The organism is Candidatus Competibacteraceae bacterium, assembly GCA_016713505.1.
Classification (GTDB): Bacteria; Pseudomonadota; Gammaproteobacteria; order Competibacterales; family Competibacteraceae; genus Competibacter_A.
Window position 1 is genome coordinate 2,124,711 of the sequence record JADJPA010000001.1, and the last position, 23,044, is coordinate 2,147,754.

The 23,044-nt window shown below is 61.6% G+C and carries 36 protein-coding genes; 3 read left to right on the forward strand and 33 right to left on the reverse strand.

Annotated elements, in window-relative coordinates; genetic code table 11:
• Positions 1 to 420: 420 nt before the first annotated feature.
• The 32 genes from rplQ to rpsL form a co-directional block, all read right to left on the reverse strand.
• Positions 421 to 801 (reverse strand): 50S ribosomal protein L17, encoded by a 381-nt coding sequence (gene rplQ / locus IPK09_09605; protein ID MBK7983868.1) that lies wholly within the window; start codon positions 799 to 801, stop codon positions 421 to 423.
• 74 nt (positions 802 to 875) lie between these two features.
• A complete protein-coding gene (gene rpoA, locus IPK09_09610; protein MBK7983869.1) occupies positions 876 to 1,991 on the reverse strand; it encodes a DNA-directed RNA polymerase subunit alpha in 1,116 nt (371 codons plus the stop codon).
• Between the two features lie 20 nt (positions 1,992 to 2,011).
• Positions 2,012 to 2,632, reverse strand: coding sequence for a 30S ribosomal protein S4 (gene rpsD, locus IPK09_09615; GenBank protein ID MBK7983870.1), 621 nt, complete (start codon positions 2,630 to 2,632; stop codon positions 2,012 to 2,014).
• Between the two features lie 15 nt (positions 2,633 to 2,647).
• The gene (rpsK, locus tag IPK09_09620) at positions 2,648 to 3,037 is read right to left on the reverse strand and encodes a 30S ribosomal protein S11 (protein MBK7983871.1); all 390 of its coding nucleotides are present in this window, start codon (positions 3,035 to 3,037) and stop codon (positions 2,648 to 2,650) included.
• Positions 3,038 to 3,079: 42 nt separating this feature from the next.
• Positions 3,080 to 3,436, reverse strand: a complete 357-nt coding sequence (gene rpsM, locus IPK09_09625; GenBank protein MBK7983872.1) for a 30S ribosomal protein S13 — start codon at positions 3,434 to 3,436, stop codon at positions 3,080 to 3,082.
• A 92-nt stretch (positions 3,437 to 3,528) separates the two neighbouring features.
• Entirely contained in the window at positions 3,529 to 3,642 is a 114-nt protein-coding gene (gene rpmJ / locus IPK09_09630; GenBank protein MBK7983873.1) for a 50S ribosomal protein L36, read from the reverse strand.
• Between the two features lie 69 nt (positions 3,643 to 3,711).
• A complete protein-coding gene (secY, locus tag IPK09_09635) occupies positions 3,712 to 5,040 on the reverse strand; it encodes a preprotein translocase subunit SecY (protein ID MBK7983874.1) in 1,329 nt (442 codons plus the stop codon).
• A gap of 6 nt (positions 5,041 to 5,046) precedes the next feature.
• A complete protein-coding gene (gene rplO, locus IPK09_09640; GenBank protein ID MBK7983875.1) occupies positions 5,047 to 5,481 on the reverse strand; it encodes a 50S ribosomal protein L15 in 435 nt (144 codons plus the stop codon).
• Positions 5,482 to 5,485: 4 nt separating this feature from the next.
• Positions 5,486 to 5,668 (reverse strand): 50S ribosomal protein L30, encoded by a 183-nt coding sequence (gene rpmD, locus IPK09_09645; protein MBK7983876.1) that lies wholly within the window; start codon positions 5,666 to 5,668, stop codon positions 5,486 to 5,488.
• Positions 5,669 to 5,673: 5 nt separating this feature from the next.
• Positions 5,674 to 6,177: a 30S ribosomal protein S5 gene (rpsE, locus tag IPK09_09650; protein MBK7983877.1), complete on the reverse strand. Its 504-nt coding sequence runs from the start codon at positions 6,175 to 6,177 to the stop codon at positions 5,674 to 5,676.
• Positions 6,178 to 6,195: 18 nt separating this feature from the next.
• Positions 6,196 to 6,570, reverse strand: coding sequence for a 50S ribosomal protein L18 (gene rplR / locus IPK09_09655; protein ID MBK7983878.1), 375 nt, complete (start codon positions 6,568 to 6,570; stop codon positions 6,196 to 6,198).
• A gap of 9 nt (positions 6,571 to 6,579) precedes the next feature.
• Positions 6,580 to 7,152 carry a 50S ribosomal protein L6 gene (gene rplF / locus IPK09_09660; GenBank protein MBK7983879.1) on the reverse strand — a complete coding sequence of 191 codons (573 nt, stop codon included), beginning with the start codon at positions 7,150 to 7,152 and terminating at the stop codon, positions 6,580 to 6,582.
• A gap of 12 nt (positions 7,153 to 7,164) precedes the next feature.
• Positions 7,165 to 7,563 (reverse strand): 30S ribosomal protein S8, encoded by a 399-nt coding sequence (rpsH, locus tag IPK09_09665; protein MBK7983880.1) that lies wholly within the window; start codon positions 7,561 to 7,563, stop codon positions 7,165 to 7,167.
• A gap of 97 nt (positions 7,564 to 7,660) precedes the next feature.
• Positions 7,661 to 7,966 (reverse strand): 30S ribosomal protein S14, encoded by a 306-nt coding sequence (rpsN, locus tag IPK09_09670; protein ID MBK7983881.1) that lies wholly within the window; start codon positions 7,964 to 7,966, stop codon positions 7,661 to 7,663.
• A 19-nt stretch (positions 7,967 to 7,985) separates the two neighbouring features.
• Positions 7,986 to 8,525, reverse strand: a complete 540-nt coding sequence (rplE, locus tag IPK09_09675; GenBank protein MBK7983882.1) for a 50S ribosomal protein L5 — start codon at positions 8,523 to 8,525, stop codon at positions 7,986 to 7,988.
• A gap of 10 nt (positions 8,526 to 8,535) precedes the next feature.
• Entirely contained in the window at positions 8,536 to 8,853 is a 318-nt protein-coding gene (gene rplX, locus IPK09_09680; protein MBK7983883.1) for a 50S ribosomal protein L24, read from the reverse strand.
• An 18-nt stretch (positions 8,854 to 8,871) separates the two neighbouring features.
• On the reverse strand, positions 8,872 to 9,240 hold the full coding sequence (gene rplN, locus IPK09_09685) for a 50S ribosomal protein L14 (GenBank protein MBK7983884.1): 369 nt from the start codon (positions 9,238 to 9,240) through the stop codon (positions 8,872 to 8,874).
• Positions 9,241 to 9,310: 70 nt separating this feature from the next.
• Positions 9,311 to 9,571, reverse strand: coding sequence for a 30S ribosomal protein S17 (gene rpsQ / locus IPK09_09690; protein ID MBK7983885.1), 261 nt, complete (start codon positions 9,569 to 9,571; stop codon positions 9,311 to 9,313).
• Positions 9,568 to 9,762 carry a 50S ribosomal protein L29 gene (gene rpmC / locus IPK09_09695; protein MBK7983886.1) on the reverse strand — a complete coding sequence of 65 codons (195 nt, stop codon included), beginning with the start codon at positions 9,760 to 9,762 and terminating at the stop codon, positions 9,568 to 9,570. The genes rpsQ and rpmC overlap by 4 nt, the downstream gene beginning before the upstream one ends.
• Positions 9,762 to 10,175, reverse strand: a complete 414-nt coding sequence (rplP, locus tag IPK09_09700) for a 50S ribosomal protein L16 (protein MBK7983887.1) — start codon at positions 10,173 to 10,175, stop codon at positions 9,762 to 9,764. Before rplP ends, rpmC begins: the two co-directional genes overlap by 1 nt.
• Before the next feature lie 63 nt (positions 10,176 to 10,238).
• Entirely contained in the window at positions 10,239 to 10,922 is a 684-nt protein-coding gene (gene rpsC / locus IPK09_09705) for a 30S ribosomal protein S3 (GenBank protein MBK7983888.1), read from the reverse strand.
• 16 nt (positions 10,923 to 10,938) lie between these two features.
• Entirely contained in the window at positions 10,939 to 11,268 is a 330-nt protein-coding gene (gene rplV / locus IPK09_09710; GenBank protein ID MBK7983889.1) for a 50S ribosomal protein L22, read from the reverse strand.
• A 10-nt stretch (positions 11,269 to 11,278) separates the two neighbouring features.
• Positions 11,279 to 11,551, reverse strand: coding sequence for a 30S ribosomal protein S19 (rpsS, locus tag IPK09_09715; protein ID MBK7983890.1), 273 nt, complete (start codon positions 11,549 to 11,551; stop codon positions 11,279 to 11,281).
• A gap of 76 nt (positions 11,552 to 11,627) precedes the next feature.
• Positions 11,628 to 12,455 (reverse strand): 50S ribosomal protein L2, encoded by an 828-nt coding sequence (rplB, locus tag IPK09_09720; GenBank protein ID MBK7983891.1) that lies wholly within the window; start codon positions 12,453 to 12,455, stop codon positions 11,628 to 11,630.
• A gap of 42 nt (positions 12,456 to 12,497) precedes the next feature.
• On the reverse strand, positions 12,498 to 12,797 hold the full coding sequence (gene rplW / locus IPK09_09725; protein ID MBK7983892.1) for a 50S ribosomal protein L23: 300 nt from the start codon (positions 12,795 to 12,797) through the stop codon (positions 12,498 to 12,500).
• Positions 12,794 to 13,417 carry a 50S ribosomal protein L4 gene (rplD, locus tag IPK09_09730; protein ID MBK7983893.1) on the reverse strand — a complete coding sequence of 208 codons (624 nt, stop codon included), beginning with the start codon at positions 13,415 to 13,417 and terminating at the stop codon, positions 12,794 to 12,796. The genes rplW and rplD overlap by 4 nt, the downstream gene beginning before the upstream one ends.
• Before the next feature lie 9 nt (positions 13,418 to 13,426).
• Positions 13,427 to 14,071: a 50S ribosomal protein L3 gene (gene rplC, locus IPK09_09735; GenBank protein MBK7983894.1), complete on the reverse strand. Its 645-nt coding sequence runs from the start codon at positions 14,069 to 14,071 to the stop codon at positions 13,427 to 13,429.
• A gap of 76 nt (positions 14,072 to 14,147) precedes the next feature.
• Positions 14,148 to 14,462 (reverse strand): 30S ribosomal protein S10, encoded by a 315-nt coding sequence (rpsJ, locus tag IPK09_09740; GenBank protein MBK7983895.1) that lies wholly within the window; start codon positions 14,460 to 14,462, stop codon positions 14,148 to 14,150.
• 5 nt (positions 14,463 to 14,467) lie between these two features.
• Positions 14,468 to 15,658, reverse strand: a complete 1,191-nt coding sequence (gene tuf / locus IPK09_09745; protein ID MBK7983896.1) for an elongation factor Tu — start codon at positions 15,656 to 15,658, stop codon at positions 14,468 to 14,470.
• A 40-nt stretch (positions 15,659 to 15,698) separates the two neighbouring features.
• Positions 15,699 to 17,798 carry an elongation factor G gene (gene fusA / locus IPK09_09750; protein MBK7983897.1) on the reverse strand — a complete coding sequence of 700 codons (2,100 nt, stop codon included), beginning with the start codon at positions 17,796 to 17,798 and terminating at the stop codon, positions 15,699 to 15,701.
• Positions 17,799 to 17,837: 39 nt separating this feature from the next.
• Positions 17,838 to 18,308 carry a 30S ribosomal protein S7 gene (rpsG, locus tag IPK09_09755; GenBank protein ID MBK7983898.1) on the reverse strand — a complete coding sequence of 157 codons (471 nt, stop codon included), beginning with the start codon at positions 18,306 to 18,308 and terminating at the stop codon, positions 17,838 to 17,840.
• 27 nt (positions 18,309 to 18,335) lie between these two features.
• Positions 18,336 to 18,710, reverse strand: coding sequence for a 30S ribosomal protein S12 (gene rpsL, locus IPK09_09760; GenBank protein MBK7983899.1), 375 nt, complete (start codon positions 18,708 to 18,710; stop codon positions 18,336 to 18,338).
• 218 nt (positions 18,711 to 18,928) lie between these two features.
• On the opposite strand from rpsL, the gene IPK09_09765 reads away from it, so the two are divergent.
• The 3 genes from IPK09_09765 to IPK09_09775 all read left to right on the forward strand — a co-directional run bounded on the left by IPK09_09765 (position 18,929) and on the right by IPK09_09775 (position 20,895).
• A complete protein-coding gene (locus IPK09_09765) occupies positions 18,929 to 19,159 on the forward strand; it encodes a hypothetical protein (GenBank protein MBK7983900.1) in 231 nt (76 codons plus the stop codon).
• Positions 19,160 to 19,607: 448 nt separating this feature from the next.
• Positions 19,608 to 20,525, forward strand: coding sequence for a hypothetical protein (locus IPK09_09770; protein ID MBK7983901.1), 918 nt, complete (start codon positions 19,608 to 19,610; stop codon positions 20,523 to 20,525).
• Between the two features lie 34 nt (positions 20,526 to 20,559).
• On the forward strand, positions 20,560 to 20,895 hold the full coding sequence (locus IPK09_09775; GenBank protein MBK7983902.1) for a hypothetical protein: 336 nt from the start codon (positions 20,560 to 20,562) through the stop codon (positions 20,893 to 20,895).
• Between the two features lie 211 nt (positions 20,896 to 21,106).
• Here the strand turns inward: IPK09_09775 and recD are convergent, their stop codons facing one another.
• On the reverse strand, positions 21,107 to 23,044 hold the full coding sequence (recD, locus tag IPK09_09780) for an exodeoxyribonuclease V subunit alpha (GenBank protein MBK7983903.1): 1,938 nt from the start codon (positions 23,042 to 23,044) through the stop codon (positions 21,107 to 21,109).

The window sequence follows — 23,044 nt, forward strand, 5'->3', positions numbered from 1 at the left end:
GGATATGATGAATTTCGCCAGATGGGTTCGCCTGCGGATGGCATTTACAGGTGAGAGGTTGACGACATGCGTGGAAACTACAAATTCAAACATCCCTTCGTTTGGTTCGAACGAGGTGGATGGTGGTTCAAGATCCTCGGCGAATGCTTCGGACCCTATCAAGACAGGATCGAAGCGCGCTATAACCTTTTGGTCATCCAGGGACTCAGCCTTCAACTGCGCGAAGCTGTCTCCAGCTAGAGATGACAGGAGGCTATTGCACGCCGGTCGAGCTTCGTCGCTCGCTCGACGGCGGATGAAGGCTGCCACGGTGACCGTCCCGCACCCCAGCGACGCTTTGGAATATCAAGTCCGCTTGGCGCGCCGCTGTAAAAAAGCCGGCGAATGCCGGCTTGTTAGGTAGCTTACGGTAGCGAGCGCTCACTCGGCCGCCGCAGTGGCCCTTGGCCGGTCCAACAGCTCGACATAGGCCAAGGGCGCGTTGTCACCGACCCGAAACCCACACTTCAAAATGCGCAAATAACCGCCCGGACGCGCTTGAAAGCGCGGCCCGAGTTCGTTGAACAGCTTGGTCACCACCCCGCGGTCGCGCAAGCGGTCGAACGCCAGCCGCCGGTGGGCAACGCTATCTTGCTTGGATAGGGTAATCAACGGTTCGGCGACCCGACGCAATTCCTTGGCCTTAGGCAAGGTGGTCCGAATGACCTCGTGCGTGAACAGCGAAGCGGCCATGTTGCGCAGCATGGCCTTACGATGGCTGCTGGTGCGATTGAGTTTACGACCGGCTTTGCGATGGCGCATGATACCAATTCCTTAAAAACCTAAAAACGGATGTTCACAAAATCTCAAGGAGGAAGACCAACCGACGCGAGTTCTCAATCCTCGGCGTCGTCCGGCTCAGCGCCCAGCCGCGCATCCAGCTTGGAGGCCTTATCGATCTCCAGGACATCGCCGGCCAAGGCGTTGCTCGACCGCCGCGCCGCCGCATTGCGTTGCTCGGCGGCCTGTTCCAGATTCAGATTGGGCGGCGGCCAGTTATCGATCTTCATACCGAGCGACAACTTATATTTCGCCAGCACATCCTTGATCTCCGTCAAGGATTTCTTGCCGAGATTCGGCGTTTTGAGCAATTCCGATTCCGTCCGCTGCACCAGATCGCCGATATAATAGATGCTCTCTGCCTTCAGGCAGTTCGCCGAACGCACGGTCAGCTCCAGGTCATCGACCGGCTGCATCAGTACGGGGTCGATATCCACCGGCGGCGGGGGCAGCGGTTCGTCGCGCTTGCCCTTCAGATCGACGAACACCGATAACTGATCCAACAGAATGCGGGCGGCGGTGCGGATCGCCTCCTCAGGATCGATAGTGCCGTTGGTTTCCAGCGTCAGGACCAACTTATCCAGATTGGTGCGCTGCTCGACGCGGGCGCTTTCAACCCGATAGCTGATCCGCTCGATCGGGCTGAAGGATGCATCCAGCCGCAACCGACCGATGGAGCGCGTCTCACTCTCGACGCCTTCGCGCTGGGTCGCGGGCGAATAACCGCAGCCGCGCTCCACCTTGAGCCGCATGCTCAGTTCGCCGCTCTTGGTCAGATGGGCGATGACATGCTCGGGATTGATGATCTCAACGGCATGGCTGACCTCGATATCCCCGGCCACCACCGGCCCCGGACCCTTTTTGGTCAAAGTCAGATGCGCTTCCTCGGCCCCTTCCTGCAAGATCACCGCCACGCCCTTAAGATTGAGCAGGATGTCGATGACATCCTCCTGCACACCCTCGATGGTGGAGTACTCATGCAGCACTTGTTCGATTTCACACTCGACGATAGCGGCGCCGGGAATGGAAGAGAGCAAAATCCGGCGCAAGGCATTACCGAGCGTGTAGCCAAAGCCGCGCTCCAGCGGTTCCACGGTGACTTGCGCCAACCGAGGGGCCAGCTTTTCCACCTCGACACGGGTCGGTTTTAGCAAATCAAATGCACCCACCATCCGCTTTCCCTCGGAGTCGATCACTTGGAGTAAAGCTCCACGACCAATGATTCGTTGATATCGGGGGGCAAATCCCCACGATCGGGAATCCGTTTGAACACCCCGCTCATCTTGCTCACGTCTACGTCCACCCACTCGGCGAATCCGTGGCCTTGGGCGAGTTGCAGCGAGTACTGGATACGGGTCTGGGGGCGACTGTTTTCATGAACCGCCACCACGTCTTCCGGCTTGACCTGATAGGACGGGATGTTGACTCGCTGGCCATTGACGGTAATCGCCCGGTGGGATACCAATTGCCGCGCTTCGGCACGGGTGCTGCCAAACCCCATCCGATAGACGACGTTGTCCAGACGGCACTCCAGCAGCCGCAACAAATTCTCACCGGTGGAGCCCTTGCGGCGCGCGGCTTCCTTGTAATAATTGAGGAACTGCCGCTCCAACACGCCGTAAATCCGACGCAGCTTCTGTTTTTCGCGCAGCTGCAAACCATAGTCGGACAAGCGGGGACGCCGCGCGCCGTGCTGGCCGGGCGGCCGCTCCAGATTGCATTTGGACTCGATGGGTCGGGCGGCGGACTTTAAGAATAAATCCACCCCTTCCCGGCGGCTTAACTTGCACTTGGGACCGAGATATCTCGCCACGGTATGACTCCTGGACTAGACGCGACGGCGTTTCGGGGGACGGCACCCATTATGAGGGATCGGCGTCACGTCCATGATGCTCATGATCTTGAAGCCGGCGGCATTCAGGGCGCGCACGGCGGATTCCCGACCGGGGCCCGGCCCCTTGACATTGACCTCCAGGTTCTTGACCCCGAATTCCTTAACCACGTTACCGACCCGTTCGGCGGCCACTTGCGCCGCGAACGGCGTGCTCTTGCGGGAGCCGCGAAAGCCCGAACCCCCCGAGGTCGCCCAACCGAGCGCGTTGCCCTGACGATCCGTGATCGTGATGATGGTGTTATTGAATGAGGCGTGGATATGGGCGATGCCATCCACCACATTTTTCTTGACGCGCTTGCGCGTCTTGGTAACCGGTTTTGCCATGCTCCAACCTATGCCAGCGGCATTCCAAACAATTCAGACGGTTTACTTGCGAACCGCGCGGCGGGGGCCCTTGCGCGTCCGGGCGTTGGTGCGGGTGCGCTGGCCGCGTACCGGCAACCCGCGCCGGTGGCGCAGCCCGCGGTAGCAACCCAGGTCCATCAACCGCTTGATGCTCATGGACACTTCACGGCGCAGATCGCCTTCGACGATATATTTGCCCACTTCGGCGCGCAGCGCGTCCACTTGCGCTTCATTCAAATCGCGAACCTTAGCCTCCGGAGCAACCTGGGCAGCCCTGCAAATCTGATGGGCGCGGGTGTTGCCGATCCCGTAAATCGCTTGCAACGCGATGGCGGTATGTTTGTTGACCGGAATGTTGATACCTGCAATACGGGCCATGCTGTAAAGCTCCTCCCACCGACTGGGTGCCTGCCGCGCAAAGAACGGGAATTTAGCTTACCCAGCGCGGTAAAGCAATCATAAATCGTGATTCAGCCCTGCCGCTGCTTGTGACGGGCGTCTTTGCAAATCACCCGCACCACGCGGTCGCGCCGGATGATCTTGCAGTTACGACAGATTTTTTTAACTGAGGCACGCACTTTCAACGTTGTTCTCCAAACTTGACGGGCGCCCTCCGAAAACCGGCGGCGCGGACCAAACGGTGACGGCAGCCGTCACCGCATCAAACCTTGACCCTTGAAGCTGCTCTTTTTCAACAGGCTTTCGTATTGATGCGACATCAAATGCGCCTGAACCTGTGCCATGAAGTCCATGACCACCACCACGATAATCAATAACGAAGTACCGCCAAAATAGAACGGCACCCGCCAATACAGGATCAAGAACTCAGGCAACAAACAAACCGCGGTAATGTAGACGGCGCCGATCAGGGTCAAACGAGTCAGCACCTTGTCGATATAGCTGGCGGTCTGAGCGCCTGGCCGGATCCCCGGAATGAAAGCGCCCGACTTTTTCAAATTGTCGGCGGTCTCCTTGGAATTGAAAACCAAGGCGGTGTAAAAAAAGCAAAAGAAGATGATCAGACCCGCATAGAACAACACGTAAAGCGGCTGTCCTGGCGAAAGGGTCGAACTGAGATCCCGCAACCATTCCATGTGCGGCGCATTGCCGAACCAACTGCCCAAGGTCGCCGGAAACAAAATCAGGCTGGAGGCGAAAATGGGCGGAATCACGCCTGACATATTCAATTTCAGCGGCAAATGGGTGGTCTGCGCCGCATACATCCGCCGGCCCTGCTGGCGTTTGGCGTAATTGACCGTAATCCGCCGCTGGCCGCGCTCGACGAACACCACGAAACCGGTCACCAGCACCGTCACCGCCAACAGGAACAGCACCAGCATGACATGCAATTCGCCGGTGCGGGCCAATTCCAAGGTCCCCCCCACCGCGTGCGGCAACCCGGCGACGATACCGGCGAAAATCAGCATCGAGATGCCGTTGCCGATCCCGCGTTCGGTCACCTGTTCGCCCAACCACATCAAAAACAGCGTTCCGGTCACCAAGCTGATGGTCGAGGTCACGATGAAACCGACGCCCGGCGCGATCACCACCGAACCGCCGCCGACCATCTGATTTTGCAAGGCCACGCTCACGCCGACGGCCTGAAACGTCGCCAAAACCACCGTTAGGTAACGGGTGTAGCGGGTCAGCTTATGGCGGCCGGCCGCCCCGCCCTCCTTGCGCAACTGCTCCAGGGACGGCACCACCATCGACATCAGTTGCAGGATGATGGAGGCCGAGATGTACGGCATCACCCCCAGCGCGAAAATACTCAACCGGCTGAGCGCGCCGCCGGAGAACATGTTGAACATATCCAGGATGGTGCCGCGCTGCTGGTCGAACAATTGCGCCATGGCGTGCGGGTCGATACCCGGCACCGGAATATGCGTGCCGATGCGAAACACCACCAGCGCCCCCAGCAAAAACAGCAGGCGCTGGCGCAATTCGGTCATTTTGCCGAGATCCGGCAGGGCGGTCGCCATAATTAGTTACTCAAGGATCGTCCCGCCAGCCGCCAGTATCGCCTCGCGAGCGCCCTTGGTGGCCGCCAAACCACGCAGCTTCACGGCCTGGGTCAGCTTGCCGGAAAGGATCACCTTGGCTTGTTTGGCAAAAATCGGCGCCAGATTGGCCGCTTTGAGCGCCGCCAGATCGATGATCTCGGCCTGGACTTTGTTCAAGGCGCCCAAGCGGATCTCGGCGGTGTCCTTGGCTTTCATGGAGTGAAAGCCGCGCTTGGGCAAGCGCCGTTGCAACGGCATCTGACCGCCTTCAAAACCGACCTTGTGATAGCCGCCGGCCCGCGCGTGCTGGCCCTTGTGGCCGCGTCCGGCGGTCTTGCCGAGCCCGGAACCGATGCCGCGCCCGACCCGCTGCGGGTCCGGCCGGCTGCCGGGAGCGGGCTTCAGGGTATTGAGACGCATGGGGTCAAGCCTCCTCGACTTTCAAAAGATACGACACCTTGCGGATCATGCCCCGGTTTTCTGGGGTATCGATCACCACCGCGCTGCTCTGGGTCTTGCGCAAGCCCAAGCCCCGCACGCAGGCCTGATGCGCGGCCAGACGCCCGTGCGCGCTCTTGACCAAGGTCACTTTCACTTTGCCGGCCATGGTCCTCAACTCCGAATGTCGTCGACGGTTTTACCGCGTTTGGCGGCTTGGTAATCGGGGGATTTCATGACGCTCAGTCCGTGGATGGTCGCCCGCACCACATTGATGGGGTTGCGCGACCCGATGCACTTGGCCAATACGTCCTTGACGCCCACCACTTCGAACACGGCGCGCATGGCGCCGCCGGCGATGATCCCGGTCCCTTCCGACGCCGGTTGCATGAAGACGTGCGCCGCACCGTGCTCGGCGGTGATCGGATACTGTAAGGTGGTGCCGTTCAACGGGACCTTACACATGTTCTTGCGGGCCTTGTCCATGGCTTTTTGAATGGCCATCGGCACTTCGCGGGCCTTACCGTAGCCCAGCCCGACCCGGCCGTTGCCATCGCCCACCACGGTCAGCGCGGTGAAGCCGAATTGCCGGCCGCCTTTGACGACCTTAGCCACGCGGTTGACGGCGATCAGTTTCTCTTGCAGGCCGTCGGTATTCTGGGAACCTTCTACGTTCATCGCCATGCTGTGTGTTCCTTAAAACTCCAAACCGTTCTCGCGGGCGGCATCGGCCAGCGCCTTGACCCGACCGTGATACATGAAGCCGGAGCGATCGAAGGCGACTTGAGCGATGCCGATGGCCTTGGCCTTTTCGGCGATGGCTTTGCCGACCACCTTGGCCGCCGCGATGTCGCCGGTGCTTTTGAGGCCCTGCCGCAGCGCCGGTTCCAGAGTGGAAGCCGCCGCCAAAGTGCGGTCGCCGCCCCGCTCCGGCAGGATGATCTGGGCGTAAATATGCGTCGGCGTGCGATGCACGCACAGGCGATGCACGCCCAGCTCGCGAATCTTGTATCGGGCTCGCAACCCGCGTCGCTGGCGCGCGGCTTTCTTGTCGGCTGCTTTCTTGTCCATGGCGAGTCCTTACTTCTTCTTGGCTTCTTTCAGGATGATGGTCTCATCCGAATAACGCACGCCCTTACCCTTGTAAGGCTCGGGCGGCCGGTAGGCGCGGATCTTGGCGGCGACCTCGCCGACCTGCTGTTTATCCACGCCCTGAATGATGATTTCGGTCTGAGTGGGGGTCTGAATGGTGATGCCGTCCGGCACCGCGAATTCGACCGGATGGGAAAATCCCAAGGTCAGGTTCAACACCTTGCCCTGGGCTTGCGCCTTGTAACCCACCCCGACCAGTTGCAGCTTGCGCTGAAACCCTTGACTGACGCCGGTCACCATGTTGTTGAGCAAGGCGCGCATGGTGCCGGTCATCGCCCGGTATTTGGCCTCGTTGGTCAGCACGCGCGGATTGACCTTCAGCTCGCCGCCGTCCTGCCGGACTTCCACCCAGGCATGGACCGCCAGCTGCGCCGAACCGTTCTTACCCTTGAGAGTCACCTGCTGACCCTCGATGGTGGCGGTGACGCCGGCCGGCACCGGAATCGGTTTCTTACCGACTCGCGAGGTGCGAATTTTGTTTTCCTTGAGTACGCTTGCCATGACGTTGCTCCCTTAGGCCACCACGCACAGCACTTCGCCGCCGTGACCGGCCGCCCGCGCCGCGCGGTCGCTCATCAACCCCTGCGGGGTGGACACGATGGCCACACCCAAGCCGTTCATCACCTTGGGCAACTCATCCTTGCCGCGAAACACCCGCCGGCCGGGGCGGCTGACCCGCTCGATTCGGTCGATGACCGGCCGGCCTTCGAAATATTTCAGCACGACGGTCAATTCCGGCTGGTTGGCCGGGTTGCGCGCCACCGTGAAATCGGTGATATAACCTTCATCGCGTAGCACCTTAGCGACGGCCAGTTTCAATTTTGAAGACGGCATACTCGCCTGGGTCTTGGCGGCGGCCTGGGCATTGCGGATACGCGTCAGCATGTCCGCGATGGGGTCCGTCATACTCATGATGGTTCTCTACTCCAAGGGTCAGTCGCGGGACCACCGCCGGCGGCGGGGCAAGCCCTGAACTTAAGTGTTGGATCGAATTCGCCGGGTTGGGAGTTCACCAGCTTGCCTTGTGCAGGCCCGGCACGTCGCCGCGCATGGCCGCTTCCCGCAGCTTGTTGCGGGCCAAACCGAATTTGCGATAAAAGCCGTGGGGCCGGCCGGTCAGCCGACAGCGGTTGTGCAAGCGTACCGGGCTGGCGTCGCGCGGTAAGGCCTGCAGTTGCCGCTGCGCGTCCCGCCGCCGCGCGTCGTCCGTGGCCGGATCGCGAATCGCTTCCTTCAATTCCGCGCGCTTGGCGGCATAGCGTCCGACGACGCGCACCCGCTTGGCTTCGCGGTTGATCATACTCTGTTTCGCCATGGCGCTCTGACTCCAAGCCTTAATTTCTGAACGGAAAATTGAACGCCGCCAGCAGCGCGCGGCCTTCTTCGTCGGTGCGCGCGGTGGTGGTGATGGTGATATCGAGGCCGCGGATGGCGTCGATTTTGTCGTAATCGATTTCCGGGAAGATGATTTGTTCCCGCACGCCGAGGCTGTAGTTGCCGCGGCCGTCGAAAGCCTTGGCGCTGAAACCGCGAAAGTCGCGGATGCGCGGGATGGCGACGTTGATCAGCCGGTCCAGAAATTCATACATGCGGTCGCGTCGCAACGTCACCTTGCAGCCGATCGGCCAGCCGGCGCGGATCTTGAATCCGGCGATGGACTTGCGCGACAGCGTCACGATCGGTTTCTGACCGGCGATTTGCGTCAGGTTGCCGACCGCGTGCTCCATGATCTTCTTGTCGGCCACCGCCTCGCCGACGCCCATGTTCAACGTGACCTTGGTGATGCACGGCACTTCCATGACGTTTTGATAGTTGAATTGCTCGCGCAGCTTCGGCGCCACCGTCTCGCGATAAAATTGTTGCAGTCGGACCATGGCCGTTTCCTCAGACATCCACGACTTCGTTGTTGGACTTGAAGTAGCGCACCTTACGGCCGTCCTCCAGCACTTTGAAACCGATGCGATCGCCCTTCTTGGTGACGGGGTTGAACAGCATCACGTTAGAGACGTGAACCGCCGCCTCGCGCTCGACGATGCCGCCGGCGATATTGCGCGCCGGATTGGGCTTGGTGTGGCGCTTGATCATATTGATGCCGGTGACGATGACGCGCTCGCCATCCACCATCCGCACCACCTTGCCGCGCCGGCCTTTGTCCTTGCCGGCGATGACGATGATTTCATCGTCCTTTCGAATTCTACGCATTGCCGCCTTCCTCCCGCCTCACAGCACTTCCGGGGCCAGGGAAATGATTTTCATGAATCGCTCGCCGCGCAGCTCGCGGGTGACCGGCCCGAAGATGCGGGTGCCGATCGGCTCCAGTTTGTTGTTGAGCAGCACCGCCGCATTGCCGTCGAAGCGGATCAGCGAGCCGTCCGGCCGGCGCACGCCCTTGCGGGTCCGCACCACCACGGCGTTGTAAACCTCGCCCTTGCTGACCTTGCCGCGCGGGATCGCGTCCTTGACGCTGACTTTGATGACGTCGCCGATATGCGCGTACCGGCGGTGCGAACCGCCCAGCACCTTGATGCACATCAGCCGGCGGGCGCCGCTGTTATCGGCGACTTCCAACATCGTTTGCATCTGAATCATGGTTGACCATTCCGTTCGCGGAGTTTGGAAAATACCAGCCGGCCGCCGGCGCCATACCGAACCGTGGCGATCATTGGGCGCGCTCGATGACCCCGACCAGAGTCCAAGCCTTGGTCTTGGCTAGCGGGCGACACTGTTTGATCGTCACCAAATCGCCTTCCCGACACTGGTTTTGCTCGTCGTGGGCGTGCAGCTTGGTGGTGCGCCGGATGTATTTACCGTAAACGGGATGTTTGACCAGCCGTTCGACGGCCACGGTGATGGTCTTGTCCATCTTGTTGCTGGTGACGCGCCCGGTCAGGGTGCGCTCCGCCTGAGTTTCCGCCGTCATGCCTTGTCCGCCTTCTCGCTCAACACCATTTTGACCCGCGCGATGTTGCGCCGCGCCTGTCGGAACAGATGGGGCTTGCTGGTCTGACCCGTGGCCCGCTGCATCCGCAGGTTGAACTGTTCGCGCAATAGCGCCAGCAGTTCCTGCTGCAATTCATCCCGAGTTTTTTGCCGCAATTCGCTCGCGTTCATCACATCACCGTCCGGGTCACGAAAATCGTCTGCACCGGGAGCTTGGCCGCCGCCAAGCGAAATGCTTCGCGGGCGATGGTTTCGTCCACTCCCTCCACCTCATACAACACCCGGCCGGGCTTGACCCTGGCCACCCAAAATTCGACGTTGCCCTTGCCGCTGCCCATGCGCACTTCCAGCGGTTTCTTGGTGACGGGTTTGTCCGGGAAAATGCGGATCCACACCTTGCCGCCGCGTTTGATGTAGCGGTTGATGGCGCGCCGCGCCGCCTCGATCTGGCGGGCGGTCAACATCCCGCGCGTGGTGCACTTCAGCCCGTACTCGCCGAAACTGACCCCAGTACCGCTGGTCGCGACACCGGTATTGCGCCCCTTGCGCTGTTTTCGGAATTTCGTTCTTTTCGGCTGTAACATAGTCTGTCTCGTCTATAACGAAGGAACTCCGCGGTTTCGCGCGGAGTTCCGTAACCCTCTAATTCAACCGGCGGCCGCCTTGTCGGACTTCAGCTCGCCCGGGCGCTCGAAACCAAAGACTTCACCCCGGAAAATCCAGACCTTGATGCCGATCACGCCGTAGGTGGTTTGGGCTTCAGCCAAGCCATAATCGATATTGGCGCGCAAGGTGTGCAACGGCACCCGGCCCTCGCGGGTCCACTCGCTGCGGGCGATTTCGGCGCCGTTCAGCCGGCCGGACACTTGAATTTTAATCCCCAGCGCCCCCAGCCGCATCGCGTTGGCCACCGCCCGCTTCATCGCCCGGCGGAACATGATCCGCCGCTCCAGCTGTTGGGCGATGCTCTCGGCCACCAGTTGCGCGTCGAGCTCCGGCTTGCGGATTTCCTCGATGTTAATTTGCAAGTCCTTGATATCCAGCCCCATCATCCGCGACACATCGCGGCGCAGCGCCTCGATATCCTCGCCTTTCTTGCCGATGACCACGCCGGGGCGGGCGGTGTGGATGGTGATGCGCGCCAAGCGGGCCGGCCGCTCGATCTGAATCCGGCTGACCGAGGCGTTGGCCAGCTTCTTTTTCAAATACTGGCGCACCTGGAGATCCGTTTCCAACAGATCGGGATAGCTCTTGCTACCGGCATACCACTTGGACGTCCAGTCGGAGGCGATGCCCAACCGTATGCCTGTGGGGTGGACTTTCTGGCCCATGTCTGCTCGCTCCTGATTATTCGGCGACGGTCACGGTGATATGGCTGGTCCGTTTGAGGACCCGGTTACCGCGGCCCTTGGCGCGGGCGTGCATACGCTTCAGCACCGGGCCGCCATCCACGCAAATCGTGGCGACCTTCAACTCATCGATATCGGCGCCTTCGTTGTGTTCGGCGTTGGCGATGGCTGATTCCAGTACATTCTTGATCAGCTGGGCCGCTTTCTTATTGCTGAAGCGCAGGATTTCCAGGGCGCGGCTCACCGGCAGGTCGCGGACCTGATCGGCCACCAGCCGGGCTTTCTGCGGCGAAATGCGGGCTTGTTTCATAATGGCGACGGCTTGCATGGAACGCTCCCTATTTCGCTTTTTTATCGGCGGCATGACCGCGATAAGTGCGGGTGGCGGCAAACTCGCCCAGTTTGTGACCGACCATGTTTTCAGTGATCAGGATCGGGACGTGCTGGCGGCCGTTGTGGACGGCGATGGTCAAGCCCACCATGTCGGGCAGGATCATCGAACGCCGCGACCACGTTTTGATCGGTCGTTTGGTGTTGGTCGCAACCGCCTGCTCCACTTTCTTGATCAGGTGGAGATCGACAAACGGTCCTTTTTTAATCGAACGTGGCACGTTACTTATCCTCTCGGTTGCCCGCCCGCAATTCGGCGGGGGCGGCCGTCGCTCTCAAGCCGGACGGCACTCTGCATCATTTCGCTTTACGCCGGCGCACGATGAACTTATCGGTGCGCTTGTTCGAACGGGTCTTGTGGCCCTTGGTCGGCAAGCCCCAGGGCGAAACCGGGTGGCGGCCGCCGGAGGTGCGGCCCTCGCCGCCGCCGTGCGGGTGATCCACCGGATTCATCGCCACGCCGCGCACGGTCGGCCGGATGCCTTGCCAGCGCTTGGCCCCGGCCTTGCCGAAGGAGCGCAGGTTGTGTTCTTCGTTGCCGACCTCGCCGATGGTCGCCTTGCAGTCGACATGGACTTTGCGGATTTCCCCGGAACGCAAGCGCAAGGTCGCATAGCTGCCCTCGCGGGCCACCAGTTGCACGGAGGCGCCGGCGCTGCGGGCGATCTGCGCGCCCTTGCCGGGCCGGAATTCCACGCAGTGCACCTGACTGCCGACCGGCACGCTGCGCAACGGCAAGGTGTTGCCCGGCTTGATCGGCGCGGCCGGACCGGACAGCAGCGCCGCGCCGACTCCGACGCCGCGCGGCGCGATGATGTACCGGCGTTCGCCGTCGGCGTAGAGCAACAGCGCGATGTGGGCGCTGCGGTTCGGATCGTATTCCAGCCGCTCGACCCGCGCCGGAATGTTGTCCTTATCCCGCTTGAAATCGATCAACCGATAGTGCTGCTTGTGACCGCCGCCCTGATGCCGGGTGGTGATGCGGCCCATGTTGTTGCGGCCGCCGTTGCGGGTTTGTTTTTCCAGCAACGGTGCGTGGGGCCGGCCCTTGTGCAGGCCGGGCGTGACCACTTTGACCACGAAGCGCCGGCCGGGCGAAGTCGGTTTGGTCTTGACGATGGGCATTGGGGTTTACCTTTTTCTCACATACCGGGGCGAAGGCCGCCCTCACTCCGCCACCAGGAAGTCGATCTCGTGGCCGGCTTCCAAGGATACGTAGGCTTTCTTCCAGTCCGAACGCCGTCCGTAGGAGGCCCCGAAGCGCTTGCGCTTGCCTTTGACGTTGAGCACCGTGACGTTTTTGACCTTGACGTTGAACAGCATCTCGACGGCGCCCTTGATTTCCGGTTTGCTGGCGTCCGGCAACACCTTGAACACCACCTGATTGTGCCGCTCGGCCAGCCGGTTGGTTTTCTCGGACACGTGCGGGGCCAACAGAATTTGCAGCAACCGCTCCTGATTGTTCATGCCAGCCACTCCCCGACGCGCCGCAAGGCGCCCGTCGTCATCACGACCTTATCGGACCCCACCAAAGCCACCGGGTCCAAGCCGACCACATCGCTCACCGCCACGTTGTGCAGGTTACGGGCCGATAGATACAGGTTGAGATCCACCTCTTCGCTCACCAGCAGTATGCGGCCTTGATCGGCCAGGCCCAGGGAGGCCAAGTGAGCGATCATCCGCTTGGTCTTGATCTCGGGAAATTCGAGCGTGTCGACCACCAGCAAGCGCTCCTGGCGCAGCAGTTCCGAGAAGATGGCGCGCATGGCGGCGCGGTACATCTTCTTGTTGACCTTTTGCGAATGATCTTGCGGCCGGGCCGCGAAGGTCACGCCGCCGCCCCGCCACAGCGGACCGCGGGTGGTGCCGGCGCGGGCGCGGCCGGTGCCCTTTTGGCGGAACGGTTTGATGCCGCCGCCCCTGACTTGGGCGCGGTTCTTCTGAGCGCGGGTACCGGCGCGGGCGCCGGCCAGATAGGCGACCACCACTTGATGGACCAGCGCTTCGTTGAACGGCCGGGTAAAGGTCTCGTCGGAGACGCTCAACTGCCCGGCCGCGCCGCTCGGGTTCTTGATCTGAAGTTCCATGACGGCTCCTTAGCGACGCACTTTGACGGCGGGCCTGACCAGGACATCGCCACCCTTGGCGCCGGGCACCGCGCCCTTGATCGCCAACAAGTTGCGCTCGACATCCACCCGGACCACTTCCAGATTCTGCGTGCAGCGCTGGGCCGCGCCCAGGTGACCGGCCATCTTCTTGCCCTTGAACACCCGGCCGGGACTCTGGTTCTGGCCGATGGAACCCGGCGCGCGATGCGACAGCGAGTTGCCGTGGGTGGCGCGTTGGCTGCGGAAATGATGGCGCTTGATGGCGCCGGCAAAACCCTTGCCGATGCTGGTGCCGGTCACATCGACTTTCTGTCCGGCCTGGAACAAATCCACTTTCAACTCGGCGCCGACTTCAAGGCCCGCGCCCTCATCGCCGCTCAGGCGAAACTCCCACAAACCGCGACCCGCAGCGACGCCCGCCTTGGCGAAATGGCCGGTCATGGCTTTGGTCACCCGGCTGGCGCGGCGGCTGCCGACCGTCACTTGCAGCGCCCGATAACCATCGGTTTGTTCGGTCTTGACCTGCGTCACCCGGTTGGGTTCGACCTCGATCAGGGTAACCGGAATCGAGGCGCCGTCCTCCGTGAACACGCGCGTCATACCAGCCTTGCGGCCGACGAGTCCTAGTGCCATTTTAGTAAACCTCTCAATCGATAACCGCCGGTCAGAGGAGGGGAAGGCCGCCCCTCATGAGCCGCATGAGTCGCGTCTAGTTCAGCTTGATCTGCACGTCCACGCCGGCGGCGAGATCGAGCTTCATCAGCGCATCGACTGTCTTGTCAGTGGGATCCACGATATCCATCAGACGCTTGTGGGTGCGCAGCTCGTACTGGTCGCGCGCGTCCTTATTGACGTGCGGCGAAATCAATAGCGTGAAGCGTTCCATCTTGGTCGGCAGCGGGATGGGACCGCGCACCTGAGCGCCGGTACGCTTGGCCGTTTCGACGATCTCCCGCGCCGACTGATCGATCAACCGGTGGTCGAAAGCCTTCAGGCGGATGCGGATACGCTGGCTGGTGGTCATGGCGCTCACTCGATGATTTTAGCGACGACGCCGGCGCCGACGGTGCGGCCGCCCTCGCGGATGGCGAAGCGCAAGCCCTCGTCCATGGCGATCGGCGCGATCAGGTTGATGGTCATGCGCACGTTGTCGCCGGGCATCACCATCTCGACCCCTTCGGGCAGGTCGACCGAGCCGGTCACGTCGGTGGTGCGGAAGTAAAACTGCGGCCGGTAGCCCTTGAAAAACGGGGTGTGCCGCCCGCCTTCTTCCTTGGACAGCACGTAGACCTCGGCTTCGAAGTGGGTGTGCGGGGTGATGGTGTTGGGCTTGGCCAGCACCTGGCCCCGCTCCACCTCGTCCCGCTTGGTGCCGCGCAGCAGCACCCCAACGTTGTCCCCGGCCTCGCCCTGGTCGAGCAGCTTGCGGAACATCTCCACCCCGGTGCAGACGGTCTTGACCGTGGGCCGGATGCCGACGATGGCCACCTCTTCGCCCACCTTGACCTTGCCCCGCTCGATCCGCCCGGTCACCACCGTGCCCCGCCCGGAGATCGAAAACACGTCTTCGATCGGCATCAGAAAGGGCTTGTCGATCTCGCGCTGCGGCTGCGGGATGTAGGCGTCCATGGCGTCGACCAGCTTGAAAATCGAGGGCTCCCCCAGCTCGCCGCCGTCCCCTTCCAGCGCTTTCAGCGCCGAGCCGGTGACGATCGGCAGGTCGTCGCCGGGGAAGTCGTAGCTGGACAAGAGCTCCCGCACTTCCATCTCGACCAGCTCCAACAGCTCGGCGTCGTCCACCATGTCGGCTTTGTTTAAATACACCACGATGTAGGGCACGCCCACCTGCCGCGCCAGCAAAATGTGCTCCCGCGTCTGCGGCATCGGCCCGTCCGCCGCCGACACCACCAGCACCGCTCCGTCCATCTGCGCCGCCCCGGTGATCATGTTCTTGATGTAGTCGGCGTGCCCCGGACAGTCGACGTGCGCGTAGTGCCGCTTGGGCGATTCGTATTCGACGTGCGCCGTGGCGATCGTGATCCCCCGCGCCTTCTCTTCCGGCGCCGAGTCAATCTGGTCGTAGGCCTTGAACTCGCCCCCGAACTTCGAGGCCATCACCCGCGTGATCGCCGCCGTCAGCGTCGTCTTCCCGTGGTCCACATGGCCAATCGTCCCCACGTTCACGTGCGGCTTGCTCCGCTCAAACTTTTCTTTGGACACCGTACTCACTCCGACCGATACAAATGTTCAACACAATAGTTCAGGATGATTTCTTGACGACCGCTTCCGCAATCGCGGCGGGAGCTTCGTGGTATTTGGCGAATTCCATCGAATAGGTGGCGCGACCTTGGGTGGCCGAGCGCAAGTCGGTCGCGTAACCGAACATCTCGGCCAACGGCACCTCGGCGCGGACCACCTTGCCCGACGGCGAATCGTCCATGCCCTGGAGGATGCCGCGCCGGCGGTTGAGATCGCCCATCACGTCGCCCATGTAATCCTCGGGGGTGACCACTTCCACTTTCATGATCGGCTCCAGCAAGATCGCGCCCGCCTTGTGCGCGCCTTCCCTGAAGCCCAGCGAACCGGCGACCTTGAAGGCCATTTCGCTGGAATCCACTTCGTGGTAGGAGCCGTCGAAAATCGTGACCTTGACATCCACCACCGGATAGCCGGCCAGCACACCTTTCTCCATCTGTTCCTGCACGCCCTTGTCCACGGCGGGGATATATTCCCTGGGAACCACGCCGCCGACGATGGCGTTGACGAATTCGTAGCCGGCGCCCGGCTCGCGCGGCTCCAGCTTCAGCCAGACGTGGCCGTACTGGCCGCGACCGCCGGACTGACGCACGAACTTGCCTTCCTGCTCCACCGCCTTGCGGATGGTTTCGCGGTAGGCGACGCGCGGTTTGCCGACGTTGGCGTCGACCTTGAACTCGCGCTTGAGCCGGTCGACGATGATTTCCAGATGCAGCTCGCCCATGCCGGAAATGATGGTCTGCCCCGATTCCTGATCGGTGTGGACCCGAAACGACGGGTCTTCTTGCGCCAGCTTGCTGAGCGCCACACCCATCCTTTCCTGATCGGCCTTGGTTTTCGGTTCGACCGCCACCGAGATCACCGGCTCGGGAAATTCCATCCGCTCCAAGGTGATGACCTTATCGGAATCGCACAGCGTATCGCCGGTGGTCACGTCCTTCAGGCCGACGCAAGCCGCGATATCGCCGGCCCGGATTTCCTTGATTTCCTCGCGGCTGTTGGCGTGCATCTGCACCAAGCGGCCGATGCGCTCGCGCCGGCTCTTGATCGGGTTGTAAACCGTATCGCCGGAATTGACCACGCCAGAATAGCAGCGGATGAACGTCAAGGTGCCAACGAAAGGATCGGTGGCGATCTTGAACGCCAATGAAGCAAACGGCGCGCTGTCGTCGGCCGGGCGCTCGCCCGCGCTTTCGGCGGCGTCATCGAGCACGCCCTTGACCGGCGGTTTATCAACCGGCGACGGCAGGTAGCGGATCACCGCGTCCAGCATCGCCTGCACGCCCTTGTTCTTGAACGCCGACCCGCACAAGGCGGGGACGATCTCGCCCTTGAGGGTGCGCGCGCGAATTCCGGCGTAGATTTCTTCTTCGCTGAGCGCGTGGCCTTCCAGGTACTTCTCCATCAATTCATCGGAGGCTTCGGCGGCGGCCTCGACCATCTTTTCCCGCCACGTCTCGCAATCGGCTTTCAGCCCGGCGGGGATGTCAACGTACTCGAACTTCATGCCGAGGCTGTCTTCATCCCAGTTCATGGCCTGCATCTTGACCAGATCGACCACGCCCTTGAATTGGTCCTCCGCGCCGATGGGCAGTTGCACCGGCACCGGCTTGGCGCCCAGGCGGCTTTGGATCTGGCCCACCACCCGCAGGAAATCGGCGCCGGCCCGGTCCATCTTGTTGACGAACGCCAGCCGGGGCACACCGTACTTGTTGGCCTGGCGCCAGACGGTCTCGGATTGCGGCTCGACGCCACCGACCGCGCAGAACACCGCACAGGCGCCGTCCAGCACCCGCAGCGAACGCTCGACTTCGATGGTGAAATCGACGTGGCCGGGGGTGTCGATGATGTTGACCCGATGCTCGTCGAACTGGCCGGCCATGCCGTTCCAAAAACAGGTGGTCGCGGCGGAGGTGATGGTGATGCCGCGCTCTTGCTCCTGCACCATCCAATCCATGGTCGCCGCGCCATCGTGCACCTCACCCAACTTGTGGGAGACGCCCGTGTAAAACAGGATGCGCTCGGTCACCGTGGTCTTGCCGGCATCAATGTGGGCCATGATGCCGAGGTTGCGGTAGCGCTCGATGGGGGTTTTACGTGCCACGACTCTATAATCCTTCTAGCCTTCGGAAATCCTTCGGACTTACCATCGGTAATGGGCGAAGGCTTTGTTGGCTTCCGCCATGCGATGCACGTCTTCACGCTTCTTGACGGCGGCGCCGCGGCTGTCGGCGGCATCCAGCAGCTCGCCGGCCAGCCGGCGGGCCATGGATTTTTCACCGCGCTTGCGGGAGGCGTCAATGAGCCAACGCATGGCCAGGGTGTTGCGGCGGATCGAGCGCACTTCGATGGGCACCTGATAGGTGGCGCCGCCGACCCGGCGGGACTTCACCTCGACCACCGGCCGCACGTTATCCAACGCCTGCTCCAGCGTCTGCATAGGGTTTTCCTTGCCCTTCTCGGCCATGGCATCCAGCGCGCCGTAGACGATGCTTTCGGCAACGGATTTCTTGCCGCGCTCCATGACCATGTTGACGAACTTGGCCAACATCTCGCTCCCGTGCTTGGGATCGGGGAGAATGACGCGCTTGGGAACTTCTCTTCTTCTCGGCATAACCGTCTCGATCTGCTAAAGCGAATTTCAGGTCTTGGGCCGCTTGGCGCCGTACTTGGAACGCCCCTGCCGCCGCTTGGTGACGCCGGAGGTGTCCAGGCTGCCGCGCACGATGTGGTAGCGCACGCCGGGTAAGTCCTTGACGCGGCCGCCGCGGATCAGCACCACCGAGTGCTCTTGCAAATTGTGGCCTTCGCCGCCGATGTAGCTGGTCACTTCCTGGCCGTTGGTCAGGCGCACGCGCGCCACCTTGCGCAAGGCGGAATTCGGTTTTTTGGGCGTCGTGGTGTAAACGCGGGTGCATACGCCGCGCTTCTGCGGGCAGCTTTCGAGCGCCGGCACGTTGCTTTTGGCTTGCTTGCTGGCGCGCGGCTTGCGTACCAACTGATTGATTGTGGCCATCGCCCCCTACTCCAATCGAACTAGAAATTCGGTGTGCCCGGCAGCGGGCCTGCGCTAGTCAAAATATCCGGGCTTGCAAAGAGGCGGAACTATAAGCAGGCGACCCAAGCATGTCAAGTTCGATCATCTGGCGGAAAATGCCGTAATTCAACGTTCTCTCGCCCCGTTCAATCCGGCTTTGGCAATGTCCTCACCATCCCACCATCGCGACCGCCGCCATGAACTCACCCGCTGAAACTTATTTCGTCGCCCTGGCCGAAATCCGGACCACCGGCGGCGGCGTCAAGGAGACCTGGTTTTATCCGGCGCTTATCAAGCTGTTGAACGCGGCTGGCGAAACGCTCAAACCGCGCGTGCTGGCGGTGTCGCCGTTGAAAAATGTCGGGGCGGCAGCCCGAATTTTGGACTGTTCGCCGTTCGCCGGTGCGCCGATTGATGCCTCCCGATAGGTCGACCTTGGAATTTGGCTGCCAAGCTCCATTACAAGACCAACCCTGCCCGAACCGCTCAAAATTACCGGGTCATTCTGGCCTCCAGCAGACCCATACTCTCCGCCACCAGCGCTCAGTACCTCATTGCCTTTTGAAACGCGCCGTGAAAGTCGGACCGTGCAATCCTCGATAGCGCCAGCGCAGCTTACATGGCCTGGCATGGTTCTTGATTAAACCGCCCATTTATGAGCAAACCAAACTAACAAACCGACGAATGGTCGCCGCGACGCGAAGGCTACAAAAAGGATATGTGGGCAACGATCTCGAAATATTGGCAGGCATCCGACCCAAGCGCTCGCTGCTTTCTTTTATCCCGTTAGGACGGCGATAAACGAACGATTCGATTACCTTACTTTTCAGCTTTACCCTCTTTACTTCATCACTGCCGCGATTTTCGGAGAAATCGATGAAAAGCAAGCTGTCTTTCAAACGGTTCGATGCCGAACTCAACACCGATGTCTGCGACCCCTACAACAACGCGGAGCTCACGCTCACGCTCAAGATGGGTTTTCGCCAGATTAACCCCGCGGGCGGCGCGGCCGAGGGAAGCTATCACGACTATGGCGATGCCACCAAACCCGCGCGCAAGATCATCAAATGGACCGACGCCTCCTGGAAGACATGGAAGACGAATTTTACGCAATCCGCCGAATCTTTCTGGCACGGCAAGTTCTGGTTAATCAACGATGTCGGGGCCTTTGCCTTTACCAAAGGCGGGGAGACCTATTACCCGAACGTTTGGTGCCGGTTCAAATTGATCGGCAACGATGCGGGTGTGACCGGCAACCACCACACGATCGACGTGGTGCGCCTTCATGCGAGCGAGAACTGGTTCGGCTCGCATTCAACGCTCTACGACAGTAAGGATACAAACCTCGTCCAGAAGAAAACCGACAGCAAAAGCAAGCCAGTGATGCAGCGCGCTCATGTGCATGAGGTAGGCCACCTTTTAGGCCTCGACCACGTTGATGTAGGCAAGCCGCATTGCCTTCCCTCAACCGACACCAATGCCTCGGCCTGTTACGGGATTGCCGATGTTGACATGAAGGCGGTAATGGGATCGGGGATGGAGCTTAGGGAAGAAAATGCGTATCCCTGGCGAGAGGCCTTGCGGAATTTCGCGCATGTGGATTTGCTTATGACCGTGCTTAACACAGCCCTTAAATCGATTCCTGGCTTTGTGCCGCGCCAGACCCTACAGATGCCAATTGCCTCAATAACCTCGGTCTGGCCTGCTAAGATGAAGAGGCACTACCCGCGCACCGCCGCCGAAGTACAAGCGGGCAAGATGATTACGATACGGCCTGTCCGCCGGGCCGCCTGACGAGGGAACGAAGATGCCGGTAACAAGTAGGACCATGGCCTTTGCCGCCGCGCTAGTGGCGATTTTCTGGCTGACCGGGTTTTTGCCGTCGAAGAAAGCGAGCGCCGATGCCATAGCAACGAGGAACTGTAAGATGGACGCGATCAAACAATCAGTTTGTATTTACCAAGCGATACTCGAAGACGTGGACAAGAATTATTCCATGCGCGGCGGCGGTGGAATCAGCCGCGTCGTTCAGAACTCGACGACTTCGTATTCGGTCCACCTCCTACAGGAGGGGCGCGAGGATGTACGCAGCTACGAAGTCAAGGTCGCCTCAAACGGCAAAGTAACCATCACCAACGTGACTGAGAAAACCATCTCGCATTAGGTACTGTTTACGAGGCGGCCTAACGAAAGGGCTGAAGCTTAATATCCCGACAGGCCGCTTTGATTCCCGCTAACCCGCTTTCTTCCCCCGCTGTCAAAACCAGCCGCGAGGCCACCTGGTCCGGCAAGGACCACGCCGAAACCCAATCTTTCACAGCAGCGGAACAACCGGGGCTGGGCAACCAAACCCTAGGGTATCTCAACGCCGACCGCTATTGGAAAAGCGTCCCGCGCCCGCCCAGCCTCGGCTCCAGCCACAGTCGATCTCGCAACCCGGACGAGCGCCGCAACCGCCGCTCCACCGCCGCCGCGAACACGGCTAGAACCCCGTAAAAACTCACCCTCTGCCTGGCGCGGGTCAGCGCCGTGTAGATGAGTTCCCGACTGAGCACCGGCGACGGCTCGTCCGGCGTCACCAGCACCACATGATCGAACTCGGAACCCTGACTTTTATGCACCGTCATCGCGTAAACGGTCTCATGTTCCGGCAGCCGCGCCGGGACGAACCCCCGCAAGGCGCCGTCGCTGCCCAGAAAATAGACCTTTACCCGCCCGGAATCGTGCGGGTCTGGCAGGGTGATGCCGATATCGCCGTTGAACAGTCGCAAGTTATAATCGTTGCGCACGATCATCACCGGCCGGCCCGCATACCAGGGCTGGCGGCTATCGAGCAAGCTCCGCTCGTGCAAGACCGTCTCGCACAGCCGGTTCAGCGCCACCACGCCGAACGGCCCGTTGCGCAACACCCCCAACACCCGAAAGCGGTTGAACCGCTCGAACACGACCGACGGCTCCGCGCCGCTCGCCACCGCTTGTAAATAGGGCGTGAATCCGGCCGCTATGGGGTGCGCCAAACGTTCGGGCAGAGCTTCGCCATCCTCCAGCAAACGCCAATCGATGTCCTCATATCGAACATCTTGCAACAACGCCAGCGCTTCGGCCGCGTTGCCGCGATTCACCGCCCGCGCCAGCGCGCCGATGCCGCTGGCCGCGCCGAAGCGAAAACTGTGGCGCAGCAAGACGATCGCATCCGCCAAGGGCGAGGTGGTCTCTCGACCCTCCGGCAGGGCCTCGGCGGTCACCGCCGCCAAGCGCTCTCGAAACGCCGGCGAAAACCGGCCGGCCCCGGCGCAAATCTCGCCCAACACCGAACCGGCTTCCACCGAGGCCAATTGATCCTTATCGCCCAGCAAAATCAACCGCGCTTCCGGCGGCAGCGCATCGACGGTCTTGGCCATCAACGCCAAGCCGACCATCGACACCTCATCCACCACCAATACATCCAGCGGCAGCGGATTTTCGGCGTGATGGCGAAACGACGCCGAATCCGGCCGGCCGCCGAGCAGCCGGTGTAAGGTGAACGCCTCCTCGGGAATTTGCGCCGCTTGCTCCGAAGCCAGCCGCAACGCCGGTTTGGCGGCGCGGACCGACTCCTGCAAGCGCGCCGCCGCCTTGCCCGTGGGCGCGGCCAGCGCGATGCGCAACGGTCGCGCTCCGGCCTGTGCGGCCAGCAGAGCTAGAATGCGCAACACCGTGCTGGTCTTGCCGGTGCCGGGTCCGCCTGAAATCACGCACGCCTGCTTGAGCGCCGCGACCGCCGCCGCGACTTTCTGCCAATCCGGTCCCTTTAATTCCGCCGGCCGGGGAAACAAGCGGTCGAGATCAGCGCGCAAGCGCGCCTCATCCGTTCCCGCCAAATCCGTATTGGTGCGTTCGAGTAAATCACCGGCGAGTTGTCGCTCGTAGCCCCAATAACGATAAAGGTAAAGCCGTCCGCGTCGGTCGAGAATCAGGGGATGGCGCTCGCCCGGCCAACCGACCACAGGGCTGGCGCGCAAATTTTTCAGCCATTCGTCGATCGGGGGCGACGCGACCGCGGCTGATCCGACGGCTCCCGCGTTCCAGCGCCACGCCCACTGCCGCAGATTGACGCATACATCGCCCTGAGCGGTGGCGCGGCTGGCCAGCGCCGCCGCCAGTTCCAGCGGCGCCCGCACCGTCGGACCCGCTTTCTCGGATGCGGTGCCTCCGCAGCCGGCCAACCGACTGACGAAGCGGGCGAAGTGCACATCGAGATCGGCCAATAGGCCGAGACCGTGCAAAACCGCCACGGGATCGTCCGGGCCCTGAGATTCGCTCACTACCGCCAT

Bases quoted from the DNA above. Each gene is read 5' to 3' on its own strand.
- rplW (MBK7983892.1), bottom strand. From the start codon at position 12,797: ATGAACAATCAGGAGCGGTTGCTGCAAATTCTGTTGGCCCCGCACGTG.
- rpsE (MBK7983877.1), bottom strand. From the start codon at position 6,177: ATGAACGTAGAAGGTTCCCAGAATACCGACGGCCTGCAAGAGAAACTG.
- rpmD (MBK7983876.1), bottom strand. From the start codon at position 5,668: ATGGCCGGCAAAGTGAAAGTGACCTTGGTCAAGAGCGCGCACGGGCGT.
- IPK09_09775 (MBK7983902.1), top strand. From the start codon at position 20,560: ATGGCCTTTGCCGCCGCGCTAGTGGCGATTTTCTGGCTGACCGGGTTT.
- rpoA (MBK7983869.1), bottom strand. From the start codon at position 1,991: ATGGTGGGTGCATTTGATTTGCTAAAACCGACCCGTGTCGAGGTGGAA.
- secY (MBK7983874.1), bottom strand. From the start codon at position 5,040: ATGGCGACCGCCCTGCCGGATCTCGGCAAAATGACCGAATTGCGCCAG.
- rplB (MBK7983891.1), bottom strand. From the start codon at position 12,455: ATGCCCATCGTCAAGACCAAACCGACTTCGCCCGGCCGGCGCTTCGTG.
- rplE (MBK7983882.1), bottom strand. From the start codon at position 8,525: ATGGTCCGACTGCAACAATTTTATCGCGAGACGGTGGCGCCGAAGCTG.
- rplR (MBK7983878.1), bottom strand. From the start codon at position 6,570: ATGGACAAGAAAGCAGCCGACAAGAAAGCCGCGCGCCAGCGACGCGGG.
- rpsC (MBK7983888.1), bottom strand. From the start codon at position 10,922: ATGGGCCAGAAAGTCCACCCCACAGGCATACGGTTGGGCATCGCCTCC.
- rpsG (MBK7983898.1), bottom strand. From the start codon at position 18,308: ATGCCGAGAAGAAGAGAAGTTCCCAAGCGCGTCATTCTCCCCGATCCC.
- rplD (MBK7983893.1), bottom strand. From the start codon at position 13,417: ATGGAACTTCAGATCAAGAACCCGAGCGGCGCGGCCGGGCAGTTGAGC.
- rplX (MBK7983883.1), bottom strand. From the start codon at position 8,853: ATGCGTAGAATTCGAAAGGACGATGAAATCATCGTCATCGCCGGCAAG.
- rpsJ (MBK7983895.1), bottom strand. From the start codon at position 14,462: ATGACCACCAGCCAGCGTATCCGCATCCGCCTGAAGGCTTTCGACCAC.
- IPK09_09765 (MBK7983900.1), top strand. From the start codon at position 18,929: ATGAACTCACCCGCTGAAACTTATTTCGTCGCCCTGGCCGAAATCCGG.
- recD (MBK7983903.1), bottom strand. From the start codon at position 23,044: ATGGCGGTAGTGAGCGAATCTCAGGGCCCGGACGATCCCGTGGCGGTT.
- rpsN (MBK7983881.1), bottom strand. From the start codon at position 7,966: ATGGCGAAACAGAGTATGATCAACCGCGAAGCCAAGCGGGTGCGCGTC.
- rplC (MBK7983894.1), bottom strand. From the start codon at position 14,071: ATGGCACTAGGACTCGTCGGCCGCAAGGCTGGTATGACGCGCGTGTTC.
- rplN (MBK7983884.1), bottom strand. From the start codon at position 9,240: ATGATTCAGATGCAAACGATGTTGGAAGTCGCCGATAACAGCGGCGCC.
- rpmC (MBK7983886.1), bottom strand. From the start codon at position 9,762: ATGAACGCGAGCGAATTGCGGCAAAAAACTCGGGATGAATTGCAGCAG.
- rpsL (MBK7983899.1), bottom strand. From the start codon at position 18,710: ATGGCCACAATCAATCAGTTGGTACGCAAGCCGCGCGCCAGCAAGCAA.
- rplF (MBK7983879.1), bottom strand. From the start codon at position 7,152: ATGGCAAGCGTACTCAAGGAAAACAAAATTCGCACCTCGCGAGTCGGT.
- rpsK (MBK7983871.1), bottom strand. From the start codon at position 3,037: ATGGCAAAACCGGTTACCAAGACGCGCAAGCGCGTCAAGAAAAATGTG.
- rpsH (MBK7983880.1), bottom strand. From the start codon at position 7,563: ATGAGTATGACGGACCCCATCGCGGACATGCTGACGCGTATCCGCAAT.
- rplO (MBK7983875.1), bottom strand. From the start codon at position 5,481: ATGCGTCTCAATACCCTGAAGCCCGCTCCCGGCAGCCGGCCGGACCCG.
- rpsQ (MBK7983885.1), bottom strand. From the start codon at position 9,571: ATGACGGCGGAAACTCAGGCGGAGCGCACCCTGACCGGGCGCGTCACC.
- rplP (MBK7983887.1), bottom strand. From the start codon at position 10,175: ATGTTACAGCCGAAAAGAACGAAATTCCGAAAACAGCGCAAGGGGCGC.
- IPK09_09770 (MBK7983901.1), top strand. From the start codon at position 19,608: ATGAAAAGCAAGCTGTCTTTCAAACGGTTCGATGCCGAACTCAACACC.
- rplV (MBK7983889.1), bottom strand. From the start codon at position 11,268: ATGCAAGCCGTCGCCATTATGAAACAAGCCCGCATTTCGCCGCAGAAA.
- rplQ (MBK7983868.1), bottom strand. From the start codon at position 801: ATGCGCCATCGCAAAGCCGGTCGTAAACTCAATCGCACCAGCAGCCAT.
- rpsM (MBK7983872.1), bottom strand. From the start codon at position 3,436: ATGGCCCGTATTGCAGGTATCAACATTCCGGTCAACAAACATACCGCC.